The sequence below is a fragment of the Stieleria sedimenti genome (assembly GCF_025060895.1).
GTDB lineage: Bacteria > Planctomycetota > Planctomycetia > Pirellulales > Pirellulaceae > Stieleria > Stieleria sedimenti.
This window is the reverse complement of the sequence record NZ_JANZKV010000156.1, coordinates 1-4,354: the sequence shown is the minus strand read 5'-3', so window position 1 is coordinate 4,354 and position 4,354 is coordinate 1. Positions and strand designations below refer to the sequence as shown.

General features: G+C 57.1%; 2 protein-coding genes. One reads left to right on the top strand and one right to left on the bottom strand.

What is annotated here, in order from left to right:
- Positions 1-71: 71 nt before the first annotated feature.
- A complete protein-coding gene (locus tag NZK35_RS20040) occupies positions 72-3,671 on the bottom strand; it encodes a hypothetical protein (protein ID WP_259634302.1) in 3,600 nt (1,199 codons plus the stop codon).
- Between the two features lie 167 nt (positions 3,672-3,838).
- Here NZK35_RS20040 and NZK35_RS20035 point away from each other — a divergent pair, with 167 nt between their 5' ends.
- A complete protein-coding gene (locus tag NZK35_RS20035) occupies positions 3,839-4,009 on the top strand; it encodes a hypothetical protein (RefSeq protein WP_259634301.1) in 171 nt (56 codons plus the stop codon).
- The last annotated feature ends 345 nt before the right edge of the window (positions 4,010-4,354 follow it).

The window sequence follows — 4,354 nt, the reverse complement described above, 5'->3', positions numbered from 1 at the left end:
AGAGAAACTAAATGGGTTGCAAAATCCAGCAGCAAAAGAATCGACGTCCCCAGCGTCAAGGACCGCTTCCGCTACGCCGCCTTGCGATCGTCCTCGCCGTCCAAGTCTCCGATCGAACCGCGCTCGCGACGCAACGTGCGGATCGTGGCCGTCTGGGCGTGGATCTCGTTCTGCAGCTCGCGAATCGTGGTCTGAGCATGCTCGTTGGCCTTCAAGCTGTCCTCGTGCTCGGCGCTGACGCGTTTGAGATGGCTGATCAGATCGGCACTCTTGGCGGCAAGCATTTTGTTGGCCGCCCGCAATTCGTCGAGTTCGGCAAGTTGCGTTTGCAGCTGCTTGACCACCGCGGTTTGCTGCTTCAAATCGGTCGAGGCCTGGCGCAGTTCCGCGATCGCCGCTTCGTGCTGATTCGATTTCGTCTCTAACCGTCGATTCAGATCGTCGACCGAGACGGCTTGGATTTCCAGCTCTTTGCCCAGCTTGGTGACATGGCTTTCCAACACCTGATTGGCGGCGACCAGTTCGTCGCACTGCAGGTCGGCCTTGGACAGTCGGTCTCGCGTGATGGCGAGCTGTTTGTTGGTGGCTTCCAGATCGGCGACGTCGTGTCGCAGGCGAAGCAACTCGTCGCGTTGTTCGGAAAAGGCCCGTGTTTGCAGATCGCTTTGCTCTTTCAACTCGATGACGTCGCGTTCTCGCATGTGCAGTTGTTTTTCGAGATCGACCACCGAACCGATGCGTCGATTCAAGTCCGCGATCACCGCTTCACGCTCACTGATCTGCATCGACAACGTCTCGACTTCGCGGGCCGACTTGGCAAGCTGTTCGTCTTTGACTTCCAGCTCCCCTTGCAGCGTTTTGATCTGTTGCAGTTGTTTCTGCAGCGATTCAATTTCGGATTGCTGTTCACCGGTGGTTTCGACCAGTGCGGCCCGTTGGGCGTCGGTTTCTTGGAGCACCGATTGCGTCTCGGCAAAGCGGTCCTGCAACGTGTTGAGTTCGCGTTCGGTGTCACGCAGGGTTTCGATCTCGCGATCTTGATCGCTCAAGCTTTCCCTCAGCCCGGCTTCGGTCCGCTCGAGTTCGGCCAACCGTTTGGTCAGCGTTTGCGTTTCTTCGGTAAGCGGCGTGATGGCCTGACACCGCTCGGTCAGCTCGGTGATTCGCACATCGCGGTCGCTCAGTTGTTCGGTTAGGTCATCGATCGTCGCTTGGCTGGCCTGTAGATCCTGTGCCAGCGTTTCGATTTGATCTTCGAGACCGCTGATCCGCTCGCACCGCTCGGTCAGCTCGACAATTTCCGTGTCACGGTCGCGCAAGTTCGTCGCCATGTGATCGAGCTTCTCGAGGTTCGATTGGAGCTTGCCGGCGAGCGATTGGTTGTCGTTTTCCAGGGCCTCCATCAACTCCAGCTGTTTGGCGTGATGGGCAATGGTTGATTGACTTTCGTCCAGCTGGGCGGTCAGTTGTTCGATCGACGCGAGCGAGGATTCCAATCGTTCAGCGAGTGTTTGTTTTTCGCTTTCAAGCTGCTCCATCTGCTGAAGCTTTTCGGATTGCTGCGCCAGCGTTTGATCGCTGTCGTGCACTTGTGCCGTCAGCTGTTCGATGGAGGCGAGAGAGGCGAGCAGTTTTTCAGAGAGCGATCCCTTTTCGGTTTCCAGATCTCCCAAGATTTCCAGCTGGGCCGATTGTTCGGCGACCATCCGTTCGTGTTCGCGTAGCTGTGCCGAAGTCTCTTCGACCGATGTCTGAGACGACATCAGTTCGGCGGCGAGCGATTGGTTTTCGTTCTGCAATGCCTCCATGGCCTGCAACTGCTCGGTCTGTCGAGCGACGGTTCGTTCGCTTTCTTGCAGTTTTGCGGTCAATCGGTCGATCGTCGCGGCCGACTGATCCAAGCTTTGCCGCAGCGATTGTTGTTCGCTTTCCAGGATGTCGATCACCTGCAGACGCTCTTGCAGCTGGGTGACGATGTGTTCGTTTTCACTCAGTTTGGAAGCAAGTTGCTGGATGGTTTCGCGGCCCGCGGCGACTTCTGCAGTCAGCGATTGGGTTTCGTTTTCCAGCGGTTGAATCAGTTCGCAGCGTCGGGACAGGTCCGCGATGGTGGTCGTCTTTTCGCTCAGTTTGTCTTCCAGTTCGCTGCGAATGCCGCGTTCGTCGTCGACTTCGCTGGCGATAAACTCCAATTCCGCGTCTTGCTCTTCGATGCGTTCTTGCAGCTCCGCGATCTGTTCGAGCTGGCCGGCTTGCGTCGCCAGTTTGTCTTCCAGTTTCAGCTTGATCTGTTTCAGTTCGTGCAACTCGTCGAGCAATTCACGGACTTCTTCTTGGGCATCGGCGCCCTCTTGCCGTGCCACTTTCAAGTGGTCGATTTCGCCGCGAAGGGATTCCAGCAAGCGGTCTCGGTCCTGCAGTTCGGCGGTGCGGTCTTCCAGTTGGCATTCGACTTTGGTCAGCGCCGCCGTTGCGGTGGAGAGTTCGGCCTGCAGGGTCTCCAGTCCCTCACAAGCAGCCTCGGCCTCGACGGCACGCGCCTCCAATTCGGCGATTCGGTTTTGCTTTTCTTCGATCAGATCGGCCAATCGCTCGTTTTGATCGGCGGTTCGTTCGGCCTGGTCCAGTGCGCTGGCGAGCTGCTGTTGCATCGTCTCGATGCTGGTCACGACCGACGCGTATTTGTGCGATGATTCGTCACGCTGCTGTTGCAGTTCGTCGCGCTGACGCTCCAGGGCTTGGATCGTTTCATCGCGCTGTAGGGTGGACGATTCGTGTTCCTCGATCTGGGTCTGCACCGCATCCAGTTTGTCCTGGGTCGCCTGGCGATACATTTCGCTCTCGGCCAGCTCGTTTTTCAGTCGAGTGATCAGGGCCTCGCGATCGGCGACATCCGATTCACTGGTTTCGCCCAACCGTTCGACTTGTTCTTTCAAGTGCTGGATTTCGGCGAGCTGCGCCTCGTTGGTTTTGGACAGCGATTCGATCAGTGCGGATTGTCGCCCGAGTTCATCGCCTGCTTCCAAAGCCGCGGTTTCATTGGCCGTGATACGCAGCTCCGCAGCATGCCTGTCTGCGAGCGTCTGTTCATGCTCCGCTTTCAACGCATTGTATTCGTCTCGCAACGCTTGCAATTGTTCTTCGGCGCGCTGCAAGTCACTGTTTTCGAGGGCCGCGTTGTCTCGGGTCAGTTCGATGGATGCTTCCAGCGTCGCGTTTTCTTGACGCAGCGACGCGGCTTCCTCGCGGGCGCGTTCCAGATCGCCACGTTGTTCGTCAAAGGACCGCTGCAGCGAAAGCAGCTCGCCGTGTTGGCTGGATGAATCGCCGCCCGCCGCGGCAAGCTCGTCCTCGAGTTCACGCACCCTGCGGTCCAAGCCACTGGTGTCTCGGTACCAGAACAAATGCCCGAGCAGCAGCCCTGCGGCGATGAAGATGAAAATCGAAACAACCGGTAAACCGAAGATCACGCCCATCAGTCGAATCCGTCCTGCGTCAATGGCTAACCGTTGCGACCGGGCTGTCTCAGTCTCGACAGACTCGGAAAGATACGGTGTTTTGCGAAGTTTGGCTGTCCAATCCCTGGAAGCCCCGGTGCCGGATTTTGGCACCACCCTGGTGGCTATAGCAAACAGTCCGCCGATAAGTCGACCCGAGTTTGGCAAGAACATCGGAGTAGCGGTATGCTCGCGAACATTTTGTCGCACTGTCTACTTGAGGCTAGTTGATTGAGTCGATCGTCCGAGTTCAATGCGGTCACCTTAGCCCGACGCGTCAGCGAGGGGCGCCGTGTGGCCCCTTGCTAACGCGTGCGGGCTTAGCAGGGATCAGCACCAACGTGGAAAGTTTTCGCGGCGGATACTGGTACAACCTGGGGATCGGTGGCCAGTTGAACTGGAACGGCAATTACCTGAACTTGGAAATCGTGCCTACGTTGGCACAAGACCTGGACGGAATCCAGTTGGAGACGGACTATTCGATTATTGCCAGTTGGTCGCGTGCGTTTTAGAGTGACGGGGAATCTCCACCCGCGAAAACTCGAGTGCTTTGTCAACGTTTAGATTTAGAGTGCCTCGGAAAAGGGGTCAGGTACCAAAAATGCGAAGCATCCTTCGGGCCATTTGGTTTTTGGTACCTGACCTCTTTTCCGCTCGACAATCGCAACCGCAACATGAAAGGTGGTTGGAGCACTAGAATACGATCTCCGTCACGATCGCACACGCGATCGTCCAATCCGGAGCAAACGATGTCGAAAATGAAAACGGTGATCGTCACCTTGGACGATGAACATGTCGCCAAGATCCGACAAGTCGCGGCGCAGTGCAAAGCGGCGGGGATGGTGGTCGGGGAGTCG

Coding starts and splice junctions, on each gene's coding strand:
- NZK35_RS20040 (WP_259634302.1), bottom strand. CDS start 3,671: ATGTTCTTGCCAAACTCGGGTCGACTTATCGGCGGACTGTTTGCTATA.